Source organism: Lysobacter oryzae DSM 21044, from assembly GCF_059568595.1.
The window spans coordinates 260,630-278,413 of the sequence record NZ_JCANTQ010000009.1 but is presented as its reverse complement, the minus strand read 5'-3'; the positions used below and the strand labels follow the sequence as shown (position 1 = coordinate 278,413).

Here is a 17,784-nt window from a genome sequence, read left to right as displayed (position 1 = left end):
CCAACGGCATGATTATTCCCGAATCGGCCCCCTAATCGATCCGGCCGGCCTGCGCCAGCATTCGGCACGCAGCCACCCGCCCGCTCGCCGAAGGAGTCCGCCATGTCCTGGTTCCGCCCCCTCGCTGTCCTGGTGTTTTCGCTGGCGATGCTCGCCGCTCCGCGCGGCTTCGCTTCGCCACCCAGCACCAATCCCGCCGCCCTGGCCCGGCTCGAGGCCCGCGATTCACTGCTCGTGTACGTGGATTACGTGACCGGCCTGGACAACCTGATCAACACCATTCCGCCCAGGCAGTTCCGCAACAACGTCGAGGCGTTCGCCAAGCTCAACGCGTTGTTCAAGATGCCGGCCGTCGTGCTGGGGGAGGAAGACGACTTCTACGGCACCTTCCTGCCCGAGATAACGCGCAACGTCACCCACGACTTCCATCGCTTTCCGCGCACCACCGTCTCCGGGTACACGCCCGACATGGCCGCCTGGCTCAAGTCGCAGGGGCGCCGGAACGTCATCATCGGCGGCATCACCATCGACAACTGCACGCTGGAGACCGCGCTGGACCTCCTGCGCGCGGGCTACAACGTCTACGTGGTCGTGGATGCTTCCGGTAGCAACAGCAAGCTTGCCGAAGAGATGGCAATCCATCGCCTGCGCGATGCCGGCGCGGTCACGGTGACCTGGCTGAATGTCACCACCGAGCTGGCAAGGGACTTCAAGACACCCGAAGGTGCCGCCGCGATGGAGCTGATCCGCCAGCATTGGCCGGCGTCGACCGTCGGGCCGGTGCAGGACCTCACGCCGGACGGCCATGGCTGGTTGCTGCCGGAAGGAGCGCGCTGAACCCGCATCGAGCTGCATCCAGCCCGGTGCCGTTGAATCATCCGGAGCGTCCATCGCAGGGCGGGCTCCTGCCCGTCCTGCACGAGTTTCGCCGGACGGCGTCACGCAGCGGAACGATGATTGCGTGCCTCATGGCGAAGGCAACTAGCGCAACACCGCTCCAAGCAGCGACAGCGCAAACAGCGTCCAGCCCGCGAACTCGCCGACTGCGGCGAACGCGCGGTAATGGCGTTCGTTGTTGCGGCGGTCGTAGTGGTCGAACACCACGGAGAGCATCACCAGGCAGGCACAGACCATTGCCCCGTACATGAGCCACGCCGGTATGTCGTGCAGGTGCATGCCGCGGCCACGCCGGCCAGGCACGTAGAGGTCGTTGACCCACACGCCGTAACCGCCGTACGCGAGCAACGCCAGTGACAGCAGCACGTGGCGCGCACGCTCCGCGGGCGGGATCTGGTTGGGCAGGTAGCGACCGCTCGCGTCGAATCGCGGTTGCGGTTCGCGGTCTTCCACTTGGTGCGCCACCGCAGGCGGCGTGGGATCCGGGACCTGCGCAAGGCGGCCGGTCAGCAGCGCGTAGGCGGATCGCAGGTTGGCGTAGTTCCTCGGGTACCGATGCCGGTTGATGCCCGCGAGCGCCTCTTCCAGTTCAAGCAGGGAGTAGCGGGAATAGTCGATATCGCCGTCGTGCATGGGGGCAGCCTGGTTCAGCCGAGTTCCGGCCGATGGGACTCGAATTGGTTGGGGGATGCCGGCTTGGCCAATTCGCCTGGCGCCACTCGACCAGGCGCGCTCACTCCGCGGGAAGCTCGATCGGATTGACCGGGGTGTCGTAGTCGAAGGTGTAAGTGGCCAGTCCTTCGGTCGTCCCGGTGCCGGACCACGTGGACTCGGTGAGCGCAAAGGGCAACCCGTCCTCGCGGACGAGCAGGGTCATGACGTAGCGCTCCCCGTCCACCGTCACCGGTTGGTTGCCGCCCAAGAACTCCGTCAGTTCCGCGGCATCACCAGCCGTCTGCTCGATGTCGATCCGACGGCAACGCGACATGCCGCAGTCCGCAAACGACGACTGGGCCCGGCGGACGCCGGACTCCTCGACCTCGCGCAACCCGAGGTAGAACTCTGCCTGCTCGCAAGTCAGGCCGGCATCCGGCTCGCGCCTGCAGACGGTGTCGCCCACGCCGATGGCCTCGTAGTCCGGGCGGATTTCCCGCAGGCGCAGCGGCGTTCCGTTGATGTACTCGTCGTAGCCTTGGCCTGCACTGCCATCCGCGTGCTGCAGCACCACCGTTGCGCGCACGCCCTGGCGTGCCCGCTCGAGCAACGCTTGGTTCGCGCGTTGGTAGGCGGCCACCGCGCCCGGATCAATTGCTCCGGGCGATGGCGATGCGCTGAGCACGCCCGCAGGGCTGCACGCAGTCACGGCGGTAACGAGTCCGATAAACGTCCCGCAAATCGCTGGACGTGGCCATTGGTTGCCCATCATTTCCCCTGTCGTCCGGACCGCCTGGCTTCACGAAGTGAGGTTCCGCACCCCGAACCGTCGCCGCACCCTACCGGAGACCATTCAAGTTGGGGAGCCTCCCGGCACCGGACGGCGCGCGTGAAGACTGGCACGGCAGGTGGACTCGCCCGCTCACGGCGGCGGAACGAACGCTGCGTACCATCGGCCTCCTGCCCGGAGGTACGGACCATGGCGACGATCAAGGCGTGGGCGGCACATACCGCCGGTGGACGACTGCAGCCGTTCGAGTACGACCCCGGCCCGCTCGGTGCCGAGGAGGTCGAGATCGCCATCGAGCATTGCGGCATCTGCCACTCCGACCTGTCGATGCTCGACAACGACTGGGGCTCGACCACCTATCCGTTCGTGCCCGGCCACGAAGGCGTGGGCCGCGTGGTGGCCCTGGGAGCCGAAGCGAAAGGTCTCGTCCCCGGCCAGCGCGTGGGCATCGGCTGGAATGCCTACAGCTGCCTGCATTGCGACCAATGCATCGCCGGCCGCCAGCATCTGTGCAGCGCCGTGGTCGGCACCATCACCGGCCGCCACGGCGCGTTCGCCGACAGGGTGCGCTGCCACTGGGTGTGGGCCGTGCCCATTCCCGACGCGCTGCCCTTCGCCGAAGTTGGACCGCTGCTGTGCGGCGGCATCACCGTGTATTCGCCGCTGGAACTGCTGGGCATCCGTCCGACCAGCCGCGTCGGCGTGTTCGGCATTGGCGGCCTGGGACACATGGCGCTGAAGTTCTGCCGCGCCTGGGGCTGCGAGGTGACGGCCTTCACCTCCAGCGATTCCAAGGCCGAGGAGGCGCGCGCGTTCGGCGCGCATCGCGTGGTGTCCAGTCGCGACAGCGACGCGATCAAGGCGCTGGCCGGCACGCTCGACCTGATCATCGACACCGTCAACGTGCCGCTGGACTGGCCGGCGCTGTTCACCGCGCTGGCGCCGAACGGACGCCTGCACGTGGTGGGCGCGGTGCTCGAGCCGATCCCGGTGGTCGCGTTCGCGCTGATCTCCGGGCAGAGGAGCGTGTCCGGTTCGCCCACCGGATCGCGCGGCACGATCGACGCGATGCTCGGCTTCGCCGCCCGCCACGGCATCGCGCCGCAGACCGAGCATTTCCCGATGAACCGGGTCAACGACGCCCTGGACCACCTGCGCGCGGGCAAGGCGCGCTACCGCATCGTGCTGGATACCTGAGCAGGCGCCGGAGGACGCGCTGTTCACCGCTGCGGGCGCACGCTGGCGGCGCCCGCTGCAACGGAGCACCACGATGCGATCGACCGACAAGCGCCACGCCAAGCAAACCCCTCCGCCCCTGCCGCCGAAGGACGCGCGCGACAGCGAATACGCCCACAGCTCGGGCGACCGCAACACCCGTACAGACGAAGACGACTGGACGATCTTCAAGGACGGCAAGCAGCGGACCGAGCATGCCGACTCCGAACGCGGGCCGTCGGGCGAGTCCGACAAGCATTGAGGCGCGGATTCGGCACGTGGCGCTGACCTACCCCTGCGGTTTGGTACGCACCACACGGCGCGAGATCTCGCGGACCGTAGACGACCTCAACCCAACTGCACCCGACGCCGGCTTGACCCCGCGCCGCGTCCAATGACGTGCACTCCTTTGCAGGGACCGGGTCATGAATGCCAATCCCGTTGGCTGGTTCGAGATCTACGTGCGCGACATGCCGCGCGCCAGGGCGTTCTACGAGGCCGTGTTCGGCATCGCGCTGGAGAAGCAGGAGAAGATCGGCCCGGGCCTGCGCGAGATGTGGATGTTCCCGATGGCGAAGGATGCGCCCGGCGCCGCCGGCGCGCTCGCGCTCATGGAGGACGGCGGACCGCAAGGCAACGCCGTGATCGTGTACTTCAGCTGCGAGGACTGTGCGCGGGAAGCGGCCAAGGCAGCGGCCAACGGTGGCCAGGTGATGAAGGACAAGTTCGCCGCCGGCGACTACGGCTACATCGCCATCGTGACCGACACCGAGGGCAATGCGATCGGACTGCACTCGTTCAAGTGAAGCCCGTTCGCGCGGCGCGGTGGGCGCTGCCTGTCAGCCATGCCTTCCGGGTTCAATCCCGGCAGTAGCCCTCGCCCGGCTTGACCGTCAGGCAGTCCTGCTTGCCGGCGAGGTATTTCAGGCCGGTGGCATCGCCATTGCTGTGCACGGCGGTCTCGGCGACGCCCTCGCGCACGAAGCGCAGGCCTTCGGCGGTGACCGAGCCATCGAAGGTGCCCTTGCGGTCGAGGTCCCACTGCATCTCGAGGCTGACGCCGCCGCCGGGCCTGGACGCGACCACCAGGTACATGCCTTCGACTCCGGTCCAGCGGCCGAGGTAGTCGGCTTCCGTCTTTGGCGTCTCGGGCTTGGGCGTTCCGGGCTTGGGCGATTCCGGCGGTGGCGTGGCGGGAGGCGATTTCGTGTCCGTGTCGTCGCCGGCGGATTCGTTGCCTGCGCGGGTCGTTGCGTCCGCCGGGCGCGAGGCGTCCGAGGCAGGCTGGCGATCGGAGCAGGCGGCCAGTGCCGCGGCGGCGAGGAGGAGGGGCAGGAGCCTGGTAGGTGACATCGGTGTGTGCTCGACGGGCCAAGGGTTCCGCGCACCCTACGCACGCGCGCGTCGACAGGCCGTCACGCTGCAAGCAGGAATCGCGACCGGGATATCGGCGCAATGCCCTCCGGTTATTGCGCCCTACGAGAACTACGCGGGTTACGTCGGCTTCGACGATCGCAGCGCCCGATGCGCGCCGAAATACTCGCGCATGACGCGGCGCAGGCGATCGGCCTCGGGCCGGCCCCAGTCGCGCTGCAGTTCGCAGGCCAGGGCGAGCACGGTGATGGGGATTGCACCCGCCTGGATCATGCGTTGCATGGCGCTTTCATGGGCGGTCGTGCTGACGCCGCCGATGGCGTCAGTGACAACGTAGACCTCGTAGCCTTCCCGCAGTGCATCGATCGTCGGGAACGCCACGCATACTTCGGTCCACAGCCCGGCGATGACCAGCTTGCGTCGCCCGGTCGCTGCGACCGCGGCGTGGAAGTCGGGGTCTTCCCAGGAATTCATCGACGTGCGGTCAATCTCCTCGACGCCCGGCAGGGCCTCGCGCAACTCGCGATTGGTCGCACCCATGCCGTGCTGCACGTACACCGTGGACAGCACCACCGGCAGGCCGAACGCGGTCGCCACGTGGCCCAGCAGGGTGACGTTGGCCACCAGCTCGTCCTGCGGCATGGAGCCCACGCCGGCGTACTGCTCGGGCTGGTAATCGATGAAGGCGATGACCGCGTTGTCCGGGGTGAGCAACGCATCGGCCTTCGGATCGCGGATGGGCGTGACACCGGACATGGCGGGCTCCTGCGACGGGAGCGCGATTGTCGGCCCCGTGCGAGTTAAGGCCCGATCAATTTTCCTGCCGTTCCTGCGGCTATCTGGTCGGCCATGTCGCCCGGGCAAGGCTGAAGGCCACACCCGGTGGAGTGAGTCGCGCGGCGAAGAACCCCAGTGCGCTGCGCTACCCGGGCGACGCTGGCTGACGTCGAAGTCGTCATCCGAGGGATCGGCGACCTCATCGCCCACGTCGGCGACCTGAAGGATGAGTTCCGCGACCTCGTTCGCGAGGTCCGCGAGCTCATGTATGACGTCGATGACCTCGCGAACGGGGTGGCCGACGCCGCGCATGGCGTCGGCGATCCCATCGTCGAGGTCGCCAAGCCCACGCGTGACGTCGCCGACCTGGCGCAAGGCGTGGCTGATGCAGCCAAAGGCGCCGTTGCCAGATGCCGCGCCCCCTTCTCGCACCGGCTGCGTAGCGGCGTTGGTTCGCCGGCGCTCGTAGGGCGCAATAAGCGCAGCGCATTGCGCCAGAGTAAACACTGGAGGCCTACGAGCCGGTGCCGGAGAACGAAGCGCTACGGCAGAACCCTCCATTCGCTACCCGGATGGATGTCGGCGCCACGCCCTTCGGTCATTGCGCCCTACGAGATCTACGACCCGCTCCAGTCGGTCGGCAGCACCCCGCGCGCGACGTAACGGTGGAAGGTGGAATGCGGCCAATCTGCCACCCGTTCGACGAGGCCATGCTTTAGAGGGTTGATGTGCACGTAGTCCACATGCCGGCGCAGGTCGTCTTCATCGCGCAGCGTGTGTTCCCAGTAGCGTGACTGCCACGGCGGTGGCATTCCGGTCGCCTGCACGCGCCGGGTGAAGCCCTTCTTGATGTCTTGCCATAACCGCGGGTAGTCGGCAGCGGCATCGCGCATGGCGATCACAGCATGCAGATGCTCCGGCAGTACCACGGCCGCGACCACGTCGTGCGGCACGCGCCCCTTCGCCGATCGCCAGGCCTCGCGCAATGCATCGATTCGCGCCACCAGCAGGTCGCTGCGCCGGTTACGCAACGTCACCGTAAAGAAAAAGGTCCCACCCGGGACCCGATTGCGTCGATATCGCACCATCCTGGCGCTCCGTCATCCATGTAGGTTCATCGTAGCCCGGGTAAGGCCGAAGGCCGCACCCGGGTGGAGGCAGTCGCGCCACGAAAAGCCCCGGGTGCGCTTCGCTTACCCGGGCTACGCTGGCTGCGCGGACGCACAAGTGGCAGCGGCGATCAGCACGACGGTGAGGGCAAGGGCTGGCTTCATGATTCCTCGGCGAGACGCGGGTCGGTTTCCCGCGCAGGTGGATCGCATCGTAGCCGGGGAAGGGTCCGCGGGTGCCGCCACCGCGCACCCCGCCATCGGAAAACCCCGCGGGAGGCGTAGGCTGGGTTGGCTTCTCCAACCCAGCGCTTCACGCGGAAGGTGATCAGGCAGCAGGACTCTCTGGAGAAGCTGGGTTGATGGAGCCAACCCAGCCTACGGTCCTGGAGAAGCTGGGTTGATGGAGCCAACCCAGCCTACGGTCCTTCATGCGAAAGACGATCAGGTGGCGGGATTGCCTAGAGAATTTGCTGGGTTGATGAAGCCAACCCAGCCTACGGTCCTTACCCGGATGGATGTCGGCGCAATGCCCTTCGGTTATTGCGCCCTACGAGATCTGTCAGCGTTGATCGTCCTTCATCCAAATGCCTTTGACGATCCGATCTAGATTGACAAACACATTAGGTTGGGACTCACGCTGAAACGTCCTGATTTGCGCGGAATCCTTGTATAGCGTTATGGCAATATCCCTAAGCGTCTCTCTTAAGAGCGGCTCGTCGAGCTCACGAAGATGGATTCCTGCGCTCATGAATTCGTAGAAATTGAGCAAATATTTGACGCCCTGAAGCGACTCAAACTTCTTTTCGAGAACCTCCAACTTCTTCTCGTATGCGGCGCTAACATCAGCCTTGGCTTCGTCTTTTGTTCGAGCCAAATCCAAGTCTCGCTGCCTAATTGTTTCGGCCTTACATTGCTCATAGCCGATCTTGTTAAAAAGCTTTGCATCTTCGGCCGCCACGGGATTTCCAGCCGAGTACATGTCAGCTCGCTTCTTGATCTGATCCTGGAACTCTTTGCTGAGTCTCGACTGCATCAGGATGTTGAATGTGTGGGCGCGGCGCGATGCTCTCGCACTACTCTGATGCTGAACAACCCAGCCGATACCAACCATCGACGCCGCCACCGTTGCGGCAAGCAATGCAGTTATTGCAGCGACATTTCCAGATTGATTTAGCGTTACAACACTAATTATCAGAAAGTTCAGAACGTGGGCAACGCTGACGCCAATCAGAACTCCGAGTGGAACCTCATTCTTTTCTCTCGTGAGATTGAATATAGGGCCAGCAGTAGCGAGCACAACGAGGATCCACGCGCCATACCAAAAGAGCGGATATCTAATCTGATAGAAGTTATGAAGGGCGCCATCGTCGTAACGAGCAACGATCGAGATTGCCACTAGCGCTAAAAAGCCAACGAAAAGAATCCAACTAAGTGGATCTGCAGCTTTGGCGAGAGGACATATGACGTTATGCCAACCGAGCGAAACAATGTTTTCCTTCTTCCGACTCATCACTTCCCCCTAGATACGGCGAAGCCCCCGATATCGGGGGCTTCTTTCATTTGTGAGTCTAAGAATGCTTAGCCGTCACCGGTACCAGTTTTCATTTTGTTACCCCTAGGAAGCCCCCGAGCGAGACGTTGTAGGTTGCGGTTTTGCGAACAGATTTGATTAAGGACTCAATCCCATCCACCACACTTCTAACGGCTGCCACCCTAACGCAACGATCCTGACTGCTGCGTCAAGGCGAAAACTACACCATTTCCGCGTCTAGGGAAGACCCACAACTCACAGTTCTACAGATGGCAACGGCATGCTGCGCGTTCAGCTTAGCCGTAAGTTATTGATTTTATTACAACCCAACTTTGGGCAATTGCTAGCCGGTTCTTACGCTAGAGCTAGCCCCAACCAGCGGGCCGCTGCGACGACTGCGGTTGACCTCTAAAGAATAAGGGCCAAGTTCATTTCTGACTTGGCCCTTATTTATAGGTGTGGGACGAATTAGCTCACCCGCACTTGCTATACCCACAATTCAAGCAAGTCGCGCACCCATCCATGATCACCACGGCCTTCGTGCTGCACTTGTGGCACATGGTCGCCGAGGGCGGAAACGACGCGCCTTCGCCGGTGACCTCGATCACTTCCTCGGTGCGGGCGTCGACGTCGGCGCTCATGGCGCCGCCCATCTCGCCGGCGGTGATTACTTCAGACTTTTTTTTTGCGCGGTCTTCGTAGGCCTTGCGCTTCTCGGCGATGAGGGCGCGGGTGGCGTCGCTCATCTCGGGGTCGTGCATCAGGCCGATCGACTTGAGGTGCTCCTCGACCACGGCGCCGATCTCGGCGACCAGGGAGGGCATGTACACGCCGCCGGCCTTGAAGTAGCCGCCGCGCGGGTCGAACACGGCGCGCATCTCGTCGACCAGGAAGGTGACGTCGCCGCCCTTGCGGAACACGGCGGACATGATGCGGGTCAGGGCGACGATCCACTGGAAGTGGTCCATCGACTTGGAATTGATGAAGACCTCGAACGGGCGGCGCAGCTCGTGCTCGGTGCCCGGGTTGAGGACGATGTCGTTGATCGTCACGTACATGGCGTGCTCGACCAGCGGCGTCTTGATCTTGTAGGTGGAGCCGATCAGCACTTCGGGGCGCTCGACGCGCTCGTGCATCTGGATGACGTCGGCCACCGGCTTGGCTTCGGCCTCGGCGGCGATGCGCGAGACGGATTCGGCCTTGATGGCTTCCCTGGCCTTGTCGTCGGCGGTGACGACGGCGTAGCCCTTGATCTTCTTGTTGATTTTGACGGTCATCGTCGGGTCCCTGGTATTGCGTCAGTGCTTAAGTAGTTCAGTGCGGTCACCGCGCCCGCGCGGGGCGCGGTGACCAATCGGGGCTTTCTGTTCTGGTTACTGCCTGGTGTTGCCGGTACTGCTTACTTCCTGCGAGCGGCCTTCTTCGCCGCCTTCTTGGCGGGACGGCGGGCCGTCTTCTTTGCCACCTTCTTGGCGGCCTTGCGCGGCGCGGCCTTGCGTGCGGTCTTCTTGGCCGCGGCCTTGCGCGGAGTCGCCTTGCGGGCGGTCTTCTTGGCGGCCTTCCTGGCCGGTGCCTTGCGGGCGGTCTTCTTCGCCGCCTTCTTGGTCACCTTGCGTACTGCCTTCTTCGCGGCCTTCCTGGTCGCGGCGGCCTTCTTCGCGACCTTCTTGCCGGCCTTCTTGGCGGCCTTCTTCGCGGTCTTCTTCTTGCCGGCGACCTTGGCGCGCAGCGCGGTCGCTTCCTTCTTCGCCGCGGCGGAGGCGGACGCGAGCGTCTTCTTCGCCTTGCTCACGGCCTTGGTCGCGGCCTTCTTCGCCTTGGTGGCGCGCTTCTTCGCCGCCTTGACTACCCCTTCGGCCTTCTTGGCCACGGCGGTCGCCGCGCTGGACGCGGTTTCCTTCACCGATTCGGCGGCTTGCGAAAGAGTCGCCGTCACTCCATTCCCGTTGCTCATGTGCCCTCCTCGCGGGCGCTATGCCTTGCTGGTTTTTATCGGGACAAACAATCGGAACTGCGGTGTTGCGATTCGATCCTATACCCGTGGCGGTTCGAAAGCATGGTGAAGCGGAACGAACAAGACTGAATCGTTTTTCAGGTTGCCCGGCGCGTCCGTCCGCGCCCGCCCTTCTCCCCGGCGGGGAGAGGGCGGAGACGACGATCAGAACTTGCCGTAATAGCCTTCCTTGAGCGCGTCGAACAGGTTGGCGGCGGTGTGCATCTCGCCGTCGTACTCGATCTGCTCGTTGCCCTTGACCTCGACCACGCTGCCGTCTTCCAGCTCGAAGCGGTACGTCGTGTTCTCCAGGTCGGCTTCCTTGACCAGCACGCCCTGGAAGGCGGCCGGGTTGAAGCGGAAGGTGGTGCAGCCCTTGAGGCCCTGCTGGTGGGCGTAGCGGTAGATGTCCTTGAAGTCCTCGTACGGGTAGTCCGTGGGGACGTTGGCCGTCTTGGAGATCGAGGAGTCCACCCACTTCTGCGCCGCGGCCTGGACGTCGACGTGTTCCTTCGGGGTGATGTCGTCGGCGGAGATGAAGTACTCGGGCAGCCTGGCGTCCGCGTCCTCGGCGAAGGGCATCGCCTTGGGGTTGACCAGCTCGCGGTAGGCCAGCAGCTCGTAGGAATAGACGTCGACCTTTTCCTTGGTCTTCTTGCCTTCGCGGATCACGTTGCGGCTGTAGTGGTGCGCGAACGACGGCTCGATGCCGTTGGAGGCGTTGTTGGCCAGCGACAGCGAGATGGTGCCGGTCGGGGCGATCGAGCTGTGGTGGGTGAAGCGGGCGCCGACTTCGGCCAGCTCGTCGACCAGTTCCGGGGCTACCGAGGCGACGCGCTGCATGTAGCGGCTGTAGCGCGCGTGCAGGGTCTTGCCCTCGATCTCCTGGCCGAGCTTCCAGCCGTCCTTCACCATTTCCGGGCGCTTGCGCAGCATCTCGGCGGTGACGGTGAACAGCTCGTCCATGATCGGGGCCGGGCCCTTCTCCTTGGCGAGCGACAGGCCCATCTCCCAGCCGGCCACGGCCATGTCGCGGGCTATGCGGTCGGTGAAGTCGCACGACTCCTTGGAGCCGTACTTCATCTTCAGCATGGTCATGGTGCTGCCCAGGCCAAGGAAGCCCATGCCGTGGCGGCGCTTGCGCATGATCTCGTTGCGCTGCTGCTCCAGCGGCAGGCCGTTCACTTCGACCACGTTGTCGAGCATGCGGGTGAACACGCGCACGACTTCCTTGTATTCCTCCCAGTCGAAGGAGGCTTCGTCGGTGAAGGGCTTGCGCACGAACTTGGTCAGGTTGACCGAGCCCAGCAGGCAGGCGCCGTACGGCGGCAGCGGCTGCTCGCCGCAGGGGTTGGTCGCGCGGATCGACTCGCACCACCAGTTGTTGTTCATCTCGTTGACGCGGTCGATCAGGATGAAGCCCGGCTCGGCGTAGTCGTACGTCGAGACCATGATCATGTCCCACAGGTGCCGCGCGCGGATGTGGCCGTAGATCTTGCAGGCGACCAGGCCGTCGTCGCGGACGATGTAGTTGCGGTGGGTCGGCCACTCGCGCCACACGACCTGCTCGGCGTCCTGCAGGTCGAGGTCGCCCACTTCCTTCTCGTTGACCGGGAACACCAGCGGCCAGTCCTTGTCGCCGTTGACCGCGTCCATGAAGCCGTCGGTGATCAGCAGCGACAGGTTGAACTGGCGCAGGCGGCCGTCCTCGCGCTTGGCGCGGATGAAGTCCTTCACGTCCGGATGCGACACGTCGAAGGTGCCCATCTGCGCGCCGCGGCGGCCACCGGCCGAGGACACGGTGAAGCACATCTTGTCGTAGATATCCATGAAGGACATCGGGCCGGAGGTGTACGCGCCGGCGCCGGCGACGAACGCGCCGCGCGGACGCAGCGTGGAGAACTCGTAGCCGATGCCGCAGCCGGCCTTCAGCGTGAGGCCCGCTTCATGGACCTTCTCGAGGATGCCGTCCATCGAGTCCTCGATGGTGCCGGACACGGTGCAGTTGATGGTCGAGGTCGCGGGCTTGTGCTCGAGCGCACCGGCGTTGGAGGTGATGCGGCCGGCGGGGATCGCCCCGCGGCGCAGCGCCCATACGAAGCGCTCGTTCCAGTAGGCCTGCTTCTCGGCGTTGGGCTCGGCATCGGCCAGGGCCTTGGCGACGCGCTGGTAGGTGGCGTCGATGTCGGCGTCCACGGCGGCGCCGGACTTGGTCTTCAACCGGTACTTCTTGTCCCAGATGTCCTGGGACGCCGGCTGCATCGGGATTTCCTGTTCGGCCATGGGGGTCTTTACTGCCTCGAGGCGTACCGTGCTCATGCCTTGCTATCTCCTGTTGCCTTCGGCGACAGGTCGGCCCCGGCGCCATGCTGTTCTTATGGTTGTGTGCTGCCTGTCACATCACCCCACTGCGCCGACGACTTGGCGCGCGATCGATGCCCTGAAGTGCCCCCGTTGAGATGTCTCTCTGGAGAATCCGGATCGCGTCGCGCTGCCTTCGGTTTTCGTGGGTCCTCGGGTCGGTTGCCGACCCGGTCTACTCCTGCCGGACGCCGCTCCCCTGCGTCTGCCCGGCCTTGTCCTTACTTCCAAGCCTACCCCTAAGCTTGGGCTCTTCCCATCGGGCCAACCACAAGATGTAGTGGCCGGACGGGAACCAAACCTAAACCCCGCCCCTACCCAAGTCAACGGTTTTTTTTCTTACCCGCAGTGCATGCGCACGCGCCTCGCGCCAGCCCGGCAAGCACGCGGCTTGGCCCGCAACTTGCACCGCGCGCGGCGGTGCGGGCATGAAACTTCATGGACGGTTGGGCGGCCCGCGCGGACACTGAACCGGTCCGCGACGCTTGAAAACCGCGCCCGCGCCGCGATCCTCTCCCACCTCTCCTGACGACCCGCCTCCCATGCGCCTGTCGAACGCCCACAAGACCCTGCTCGCCCTGTCCGCCGCCGCCGCGTTCGGCGGTTTCGCCGCCACCGCGATGCGCGATGCCTTCGAAGCGCCGGCTGCAGCCGCGCCGCTTCCCGCCGCGGGCGCCGCCCCGGCGGTCGCCGCATTGCCCGCCGCGGTCGGCACCACCCCGCTGCCCTCGCTCGCGCCGATGCTGGCGCGGGTCACCCCCGCGGTGGTCAGCGTGCACACCAAGCAGCGCGTGCGCGTGGGCGTGGGACCGTTCGCCAACGACCCGGTGTTCCGGCGGATGTTCCCGCAGCTTACCCAGGAGCGGATCAACGAATCGCTGGGCTCGGGCGTGATCGTCGATGCCGCGCGCGGCCTGATCCTCACCAACCACCACGTGATCGAGGGCGCGGACGAGGTCTCGGTGACGCTCGCGGACGAGCGCACCTTCAAGGCCGAGTTCGTCGGTTCCGATCCCGACACCGACGTCGCGGTGATGCGGATCAAGGCGAGCGGGCTGAGCGCGCTGCCGCTGGCCGATTCCAGCCAGCTCAAGGTCGGCGACTTCGTGGTCGCGGTGGGCAACCCGTTCGGCATCGGCCAGACCGTCACCTCCGGCATCGTCTCGGCCGTCGGCCGCAGCGGCCTGCGCGGGCTCGGCTACCAGAACTTCATCCAGACCGACGCCTCGATCAACCCGGGCAATTCCGGCGGCGCGCTGGTCAACCTCAACGGCGAACTGGTCGGCATCAACACCGCCAGCTTCAATCCGCGCGGCTCGATGGCCGGCAACATCGGGCTGGGCTTCGCTATCCCGATGAGCATCGCGCGCGGCGTGATGAACCAGCTGGTCGCCACCGGCGAGGTGCGCCGCGGCACCCTGGGCGTGGAAACGCAGGACGTGGACCCGCGCATCGCGCAGGGCCTGGGCCTGGGCGAAGCGCGCGGGGCGGCGGTGACGCGGGTGTTCGCCGGCTCGGCGGCGGCCGCGGCGGGCCTGAAGACCGGCGACGTGATCGTCGGCGCCAACGGCGAGCACGTCGACGACCGCAACGCGCTGCGCAACTTCGAAGGCCTGCAGGCGGTCGGCAGCCGGGTCACCCTGGACGTGATCCGCGACGGCAAGCCGCTGCAGCTCACCGCCAGCCTGCGCGAACAGCCGCGCGCGCTGGCCGGCGCCGAGCTCGACCCGCGCCTGGAAGGCGCGACCTTCGCCGAGTTGCCGGCGTCGCTGCGCCAGCAGGGCGTGGACGGCGTGGTGGTGGAGGCCGTCGCCCGCGGCAGCCGCGCCGCCCGCAACGGCCTGGCCAAGGGCGACGTCGTCGTGGCCGCCACCAGCGGCGATTTCGCCGACCTGCCCGGCTTCCGCGCCAGCTTCACACGGGCCCCGGCAAGGTTGGTGTTCCGCGTGATCCGGGGTGGCGATCGCGGCGAGATCGAAATGCAGTAACCCGACCCCTGCTGCGACCGCTTCGCCCACTTCCAGGAGATCGAACATGTCCCCTACCAATACCGATGGCATGAAGTCCCACCTCGGCGAAGCCGGCGGCCACCTCAAGCAGGCCGCGGTCGACACCGGCGATGCGCTGCGCAGCGCCGCCGGCGCGGCGGCCGATGAGCTGCGCCTGGGCAAGGCCAACGTCAAGGCCGACCTCGCCGACAGCGCCATCGCCGGACTGACCGCGGCCGAACAGGCCGGCGGCGCCGCGCGCGAACAGATGGACGCACTGATGGACAAGGGCCGCGACCTGGTCGACAGCGCCGCCGAAATCATCCGCGAGCGGCCGCTGGTTTCGTTCGGCGTGGCCTTCGCGGCCGGCTGGATCATCGCCAAGCTCGCGCGCGGCGGCGACAAGTAAGCCTTCGCATGTAGCCCGGGCGAGGCCGGCGACCGGCCGCGGGGAGCGTTGTCGGGAACACTCCTCGCGCAGGTCGCGCTTGCCCGGGCTACTCTTCGACGCACCGCCCGACACGGCCGGCCCGTTATGGACGAATCGCGCAGCGAGCAGACGCCTCCCACGCCGGGTGCCGGCAGGCCCGGGCCTGCGCCGGACCTGGGCGAATCGCTGCGCGAGATCAGCGCGGTCGGCCGCGCCGGCCTGAAGGCAACCTCGGATGCGGCCAAGGCCATGCGCATCCTGGTCAGCGCCGACCTCTCGCTCGCGCGCAGCGCCTTCGGCCGCACCCTGGCCTTCACCGGGGTCGCGATCGCATTCGGCGCGTCGGCGTGGATGCTGCTGATGGCGGCGCTGACTGCGGCGCTGCACGATGCCCTGTCCTGGTCCTGGACGTTGTCGCTGGGCGCGTGCGCGCTGCTGAGCATCGTGGTGACCGCGTTCGGCGTGTGGCGTTCGATGCACTACTTCGAGCACACGCGGATGCAGGCGACGCGGCGGCAGCTGGCGCGGCTGGGCATCGGCGAGCTCGCCGACTACATGCCCGATGCGGATTCGCCGCAGTCCACCAAGCAGGCGGCCGAGCAGGTGGCGGACGTCACCGAGGGCGAGCCGGTGAAGAAAGGACTCGGCGTCGACGTTACCCCGCCCTGAGCGGTCTTCATTCCACGAACGAGGGGAGCACGCGGTGGCGACACGGGAACAACTGGTCGAACACCTGTGGCAGACGGTGATCAACCCGCTGCGCGATCCGCGCTGCCTGGCGAACATCGTCGCCAACGCCCGGCGCGCGCCCGACAGCGGTTCCGCCGCGGTCGCTGGCGCGATCGAACGCGCGCTCGCGGCCGGTGTCGCGGCGCAGGACCTGTGCCTGCTGATGCAGTCGACGGCCTACGAAGCCGTGTTCGGCACGCTCTACGCGATCGGCGACCCGGGCGTGGACGGCGATGACGTCTTCGGCCTGTACGAAGACATGGCGAGCGCGCCGGCGGCCGGCTTCGGCGCGGCGTCCGACGCGGCACTTCAAACCGGATAGTCCATGGGCTTCAAGCAACTGCTCACGAAGGTGCAACAGGCCGAGGCCGCGCTCGAGGCGCGCGAGCGCCGCGTCTCGGCCGAATGGCAGCAACTGAAGACGACGTGGCGCGCGGCGTGGACGCCGGGACGCCTGGTCATCGCCGGCCTGGTCAGCGGCTTCCTGGTCGGGCGCGCGCAGCCGTTGCGCGCGGTCGCGCGCAGCGGCCAGTGGATGCAACTGGTGACCATGCTCTCGGGCCTGTTCGCCGGCGGCAGCGCGCAGGTTGCGGCCGAGCATGCCGAAGAGGCGGCGGACACCGCGGAAACCGTGGCCGACACCGTGGCCCCGGGCGCGGTGCCGGGCGCAGTGCCGACGCCGCCGGCCGCCACCCCGGTCGATCCCATCCACCCACCAGGTCCCCTGCCGTGACGCTTCCCGCCTCCCATTCCGACCTGGAATCCGCGGCGGACGCCGAGCAGCTGCCCAATCCGCCGCCGACCACGGCGCGGCCGCGCGCATCCGTCGCCGCGGTGGTCATCGCCACGATCGCGGTCGGGTCGGTGCTGTGGGCGGCGCAGGACCTGATCGTGCCGGTGTTGCTGGCGATGTTCCTGGCCCTGATCGGCAACCCGATCATCCGCGTGCTGCGGCGGCTGTGGCTGCCGCGCTTCGTCGCCGCGTTGCTGGTGCTGGTCGGCGGGCTGCTGCTGGCCGGCGCGCTGGGCAACCAGCTGGTCGAACCGGCCGGCGAATGGGTGCGGCAGGCGCCGCGCGAACTCAAGGCCCTCGCGCCGAAGCTGCGCGAGATGGTCAGGCCGATGCAGGAAGCCAATCGCGCGGCGGAGACCCTCGCCCGCGCGGCGGGCGGCGAGTCCAAGCCGGTGCAGGTGGTGCGCACCGAGGTCAACGACCCCTACCGCGCCCTGACCACCACGCCACGCCTGCTCGCCTCGGTGCTGGCGGTGGTGCTGCTGACGTTCTTCTTCATGGTTTACGGCGAGAACCTGCAGCGCAACGCGATCGACCTGCTGCACAGCCGCCAGCAGAAGAAGCTCACCGTCGAGATCCTGCAGTCGATCGAGGCCGAACTCTCGCGCTACGTGTTGACCATCAGCCTGATCAACGCCGTGGTCGGCCTGGTGTTCGCGATCGCGCTCAACCTGCTCGGCCTGGACCTGCCCGAGGCGCTGCTGTGGGGCACGATGGCGGCGCTGCTCAATTACGCACCGTACGTGGGTCCGCTGGTCGGCATCGCCGTGATGCTGCTGATCGGGCTTACCGATTTCGACGGCATCAAGGCCGTGCTGCCGGCCGGCATCTACCTGCTGCTGCACACGCTCGAGGGCCAGATCGTCACCCCGATCGTGCTCGGCCGGCGCATGCGGCTCTCGCCGCTGGTGCTGATCCTCGGGCTGATGGTGTTCGGCGCGTTGTGGGGGATCGTCGGCCTGCTGCTGGCCGTGCCGCTGCTGGTGTGCGTGAAGCTGGTACTGGAGCGCACCGAGGGCATGGAAGGCTGGGCCCGGTTGCTCGAGTAGCCTGCGGTATCGGTGCCCGGTCGCGCGCGGATCGCCGGAGTGATCCTTCACATAACTGACTGCGACTAAGGCCGGGGCGCGCGCAGGCCGT

Annotated in this window: 20 protein-coding genes; 11 read left to right on the top strand and 9 right to left on the bottom strand. The window is 66.4% G+C overall.

Going from position 1 to position 17,784, the window contains the following annotated elements; all coding sequences use genetic code 11:
- Nucleotides 1-102 precede the first annotated feature (102 nt).
- Nucleotides 103-837, top strand: a complete 735-nt coding sequence (locus BP05_RS04990) for an isochorismatase family protein (RefSeq protein ID WP_496361090.1) — start codon at nt 103-105, stop codon at nt 835-837.
- A gap of 144 nt (nt 838-981) precedes the next feature.
- On the opposite strand, the gene BP05_RS04985 is transcribed toward BP05_RS04990, so the two are convergent.
- Together BP05_RS04985 and BP05_RS04980 are read right to left on the bottom strand one after the other, a co-directional pair.
- Complete coding sequence (locus tag BP05_RS04985) at nt 982-1,530, bottom strand: hypothetical protein (RefSeq protein ID WP_496361088.1); 549 nt, start codon at nt 1,528-1,530, stop codon at nt 982-984.
- Nucleotides 1,531-1,630: 100 nt separating this feature from the next.
- A complete protein-coding gene (locus tag BP05_RS04980) occupies nt 1,631-2,236 on the bottom strand; it encodes a hypothetical protein (RefSeq protein WP_496361086.1) in 606 nt (201 codons plus the stop codon).
- A gap of 294 nt (nt 2,237-2,530) precedes the next feature.
- On the opposite strand from BP05_RS04980, the gene ahr reads away from it, so the two are divergent.
- The 3 genes from ahr (at nt 2,531) to BP05_RS04965 (ending at nt 4,362) form a co-directional block, all read left to right on the top strand.
- Nucleotides 2,531-3,538 (top strand): NADPH-dependent aldehyde reductase Ahr, encoded by a 1,008-nt coding sequence (gene ahr / locus BP05_RS04975; protein WP_496361084.1) that lies wholly within the window; start codon nt 2,531-2,533, stop codon nt 3,536-3,538.
- Nucleotides 3,539-3,611: 73 nt separating this feature from the next.
- A complete protein-coding gene (locus tag BP05_RS04970; protein WP_496361082.1) occupies nt 3,612-3,818 on the top strand; it encodes a hypothetical protein in 207 nt (68 codons plus the stop codon).
- Between the two features lie 163 nt (nt 3,819-3,981).
- On the top strand, nt 3,982-4,362 hold the full coding sequence (locus BP05_RS04965; protein WP_496361079.1) for a VOC family protein: 381 nt from the start codon (nt 3,982-3,984) through the stop codon (nt 4,360-4,362).
- Nucleotides 4,363-4,414: 52 nt separating this feature from the next.
- Here BP05_RS04965 and BP05_RS04960 read toward each other — a convergent pair whose 3' ends face one another.
- Together BP05_RS04960 and BP05_RS04955 are read right to left on the bottom strand one after the other, a co-directional pair.
- Nucleotides 4,415-4,909: a hypothetical protein gene (locus BP05_RS04960; RefSeq protein WP_496361077.1), complete on the bottom strand. Its 495-nt coding sequence runs from the start codon at nt 4,907-4,909 to the stop codon at nt 4,415-4,417.
- 141 nt (nt 4,910-5,050) lie between these two features.
- Entirely contained in the window at nt 5,051-5,686 is a 636-nt protein-coding gene (locus tag BP05_RS04955; RefSeq protein ID WP_496361075.1) for a hydrolase, read from the bottom strand.
- 156 nt (nt 5,687-5,842) lie between these two features.
- Between BP05_RS04955 and BP05_RS04950 the strand changes: the two genes are divergently transcribed.
- Entirely contained in the window at nt 5,843-6,370 is a 528-nt protein-coding gene (locus BP05_RS04950) for a hypothetical protein (protein WP_496361074.1), read from the top strand.
- On the opposite strand, the gene BP05_RS04945 is transcribed toward BP05_RS04950, so the two are convergent.
- The 5 genes from BP05_RS04945 to BP05_RS04925 all read right to left on the bottom strand — a co-directional run bounded on the left by BP05_RS04945 (nt 6,325) and on the right by BP05_RS04925 (nt 12,662).
- Nucleotides 6,325-6,795, bottom strand: a complete 471-nt coding sequence (locus tag BP05_RS04945; protein ID WP_496361072.1) for an REP-associated tyrosine transposase — start codon at nt 6,793-6,795, stop codon at nt 6,325-6,327. The two genes, BP05_RS04950 and BP05_RS04945, sit on opposite strands and share 46 nt — an antisense overlap.
- 583 nt (nt 6,796-7,378) lie before the next feature.
- Nucleotides 7,379-8,329: a DUF4760 domain-containing protein gene (locus tag BP05_RS04940; RefSeq protein WP_496361070.1), complete on the bottom strand. Its 951-nt coding sequence runs from the start codon at nt 8,327-8,329 to the stop codon at nt 7,379-7,381.
- Between the two features lie 494 nt (nt 8,330-8,823).
- The gene (locus tag BP05_RS04935; protein ID WP_496361068.1) at nt 8,824-9,627 is read right to left on the bottom strand and encodes a TSCPD domain-containing protein; all 804 of its coding nucleotides are present in this window, start codon (nt 9,625-9,627) and stop codon (nt 8,824-8,826) included.
- Nucleotides 9,628-9,749: 122 nt separating this feature from the next.
- A complete protein-coding gene (locus BP05_RS04930; protein WP_496361066.1) occupies nt 9,750-10,304 on the bottom strand; it encodes a hypothetical protein in 555 nt (184 codons plus the stop codon).
- 204 nt (nt 10,305-10,508) lie between these two features.
- Nucleotides 10,509-12,662 (bottom strand): adenosylcobalamin-dependent ribonucleoside-diphosphate reductase, encoded by a 2,154-nt coding sequence (locus BP05_RS04925; protein WP_496361064.1) that lies wholly within the window; start codon nt 12,660-12,662, stop codon nt 10,509-10,511.
- A gap of 584 nt (nt 12,663-13,246) precedes the next feature.
- On the opposite strand from BP05_RS04925, the gene BP05_RS04920 reads away from it, so the two are divergent.
- The 6 genes from BP05_RS04920 (at nt 13,247) to BP05_RS04895 (ending at nt 17,693) form a co-directional block, all read left to right on the top strand.
- Nucleotides 13,247-14,692, top strand: a complete 1,446-nt coding sequence (locus BP05_RS04920) for a Do family serine endopeptidase (RefSeq protein ID WP_496361062.1) — start codon at nt 13,247-13,249, stop codon at nt 14,690-14,692.
- Between the two features lie 46 nt (nt 14,693-14,738).
- Nucleotides 14,739-15,101, top strand: a complete 363-nt coding sequence (locus BP05_RS04915) for a hypothetical protein (RefSeq protein ID WP_496361060.1) — start codon at nt 14,739-14,741, stop codon at nt 15,099-15,101.
- A gap of 126 nt (nt 15,102-15,227) precedes the next feature.
- Nucleotides 15,228-15,791, top strand: a complete 564-nt coding sequence (locus BP05_RS04910) for a phage holin family protein (protein WP_496361058.1) — start codon at nt 15,228-15,230, stop codon at nt 15,789-15,791.
- Nucleotides 15,792-15,825: 34 nt separating this feature from the next.
- A complete protein-coding gene (locus BP05_RS04905) occupies nt 15,826-16,173 on the top strand; it encodes a hypothetical protein (protein ID WP_496361056.1) in 348 nt (115 codons plus the stop codon).
- Nucleotides 16,174-16,176: 3 nt separating this feature from the next.
- Nucleotides 16,177-16,584 (top strand): hypothetical protein, encoded by a 408-nt coding sequence (locus BP05_RS04900; RefSeq protein ID WP_496361054.1) that lies wholly within the window; start codon nt 16,177-16,179, stop codon nt 16,582-16,584.
- The gene (locus tag BP05_RS04895; RefSeq protein WP_496361052.1) at nt 16,581-17,693 is read left to right on the top strand and encodes an AI-2E family transporter; all 1,113 of its coding nucleotides are present in this window, start codon (nt 16,581-16,583) and stop codon (nt 17,691-17,693) included. The genes BP05_RS04900 and BP05_RS04895 overlap by 4 nt, the downstream gene beginning before the upstream one ends.
- The last annotated feature ends 91 nt before the right edge of the window (nt 17,694-17,784 follow it).

Coding starts and splice junctions, on each gene's coding strand:
- BP05_RS04990 (WP_496361090.1), top strand. CDS start 103: ATGTCCTGGTTCCGCCCCCTCGCTGTCCTGGTGTTTTCGCTGGCGATG.
- BP05_RS04985 (WP_496361088.1), bottom strand. CDS start 1,530: ATGCACGACGGCGATATCGACTATTCCCGCTACTCCCTGCTTGAACTG.
- ahr (WP_496361084.1), top strand. CDS start 2,531: ATGGCGACGATCAAGGCGTGGGCGGCACATACCGCCGGTGGACGACTG.
- BP05_RS04970 (WP_496361082.1), top strand. CDS start 3,612: ATGCGATCGACCGACAAGCGCCACGCCAAGCAAACCCCTCCGCCCCTG.
- BP05_RS04965 (WP_496361079.1), top strand. CDS start 3,982: ATGAATGCCAATCCCGTTGGCTGGTTCGAGATCTACGTGCGCGACATG.
- BP05_RS04960 (WP_496361077.1), bottom strand. CDS start 4,909: ATGTCACCTACCAGGCTCCTGCCCCTCCTCCTCGCCGCCGCGGCACTG.
- BP05_RS04955 (WP_496361075.1), bottom strand. CDS start 5,686: ATGTCCGGTGTCACGCCCATCCGCGATCCGAAGGCCGATGCGTTGCTC.
- BP05_RS04945 (WP_496361072.1), bottom strand. CDS start 6,795: ATGGTGCGATATCGACGCAATCGGGTCCCGGGTGGGACCTTTTTCTTT.
- BP05_RS04940 (WP_496361070.1), bottom strand. CDS start 8,329: ATGAGTCGGAAGAAGGAAAACATTGTTTCGCTCGGTTGGCATAACGTC.
- BP05_RS04935 (WP_496361068.1), bottom strand. CDS start 9,627: ATGACCGTCAAAATCAACAAGAAGATCAAGGGCTACGCCGTCGTCACC.
- BP05_RS04930 (WP_496361066.1), bottom strand. CDS start 10,304: ATGAGCAACGGGAATGGAGTGACGGCGACTCTTTCGCAAGCCGCCGAA.
- BP05_RS04925 (WP_496361064.1), bottom strand. CDS start 12,662: ATGAGCACGGTACGCCTCGAGGCAGTAAAGACCCCCATGGCCGAACAG.
- BP05_RS04920 (WP_496361062.1), top strand. CDS start 13,247: ATGCGCCTGTCGAACGCCCACAAGACCCTGCTCGCCCTGTCCGCCGCC.
- BP05_RS04915 (WP_496361060.1), top strand. CDS start 14,739: ATGTCCCCTACCAATACCGATGGCATGAAGTCCCACCTCGGCGAAGCC.
- BP05_RS04910 (WP_496361058.1), top strand. CDS start 15,228: ATGGACGAATCGCGCAGCGAGCAGACGCCTCCCACGCCGGGTGCCGGC.
- BP05_RS04900 (WP_496361054.1), top strand. CDS start 16,177: ATGGGCTTCAAGCAACTGCTCACGAAGGTGCAACAGGCCGAGGCCGCG.